General features: G+C 44.3%; 1 protein-coding gene. It reads right to left on the reverse strand.

The window, feature by feature from the left end; translation table 11 throughout:
* Window positions 1-109 precede the first annotated feature (109 nt).
* The coding region (locus tag AB4585_RS23560) for a YjbH domain-containing protein (protein WP_372171194.1) at window positions 110-357 on the reverse strand (248 nt) is incomplete at its 5' end.

A 357-nucleotide genomic window follows, 5' to 3' on the forward strand; every position in this document is an offset into this window, starting at 1 on the left:
CAGTACTTCAACAGAGCAAGGCTCAACCCGAATTACTTTGAAAACAACCCAATCCGCCTAAGAAACGCTTATCTGCGTTACCTAGATGAAGTGGTATACGAGTAACAAGCTAACGATTCGCAGGAGGCCTTTGATACCAAGGGCTTCTTGCGTCCGTCACCTCAAATAATTCATATTTACGCATTAGCATCTGTCCGCCATCTCGAGTGATGGGTTGCCAATTAAAGTTGGCTCTGTTTTGACTAGGCTTCACTGTCATTACATCAAAAGGAATAGATACGTAAAATCCCTTAGTAAAACTACCTTCGCCATATTCTTCCGGGGTTAAGTCAGACACGCTGGCAAAGACTCCCGCAA

The sequence above is a fragment of the Vibrio sp. 10N.222.49.C9 genome (assembly GCF_041474985.1).
Lineage (GTDB): Bacteria > Pseudomonadota > Gammaproteobacteria > Enterobacterales > Vibrionaceae > Vibrio > Vibrio crassostreae_C.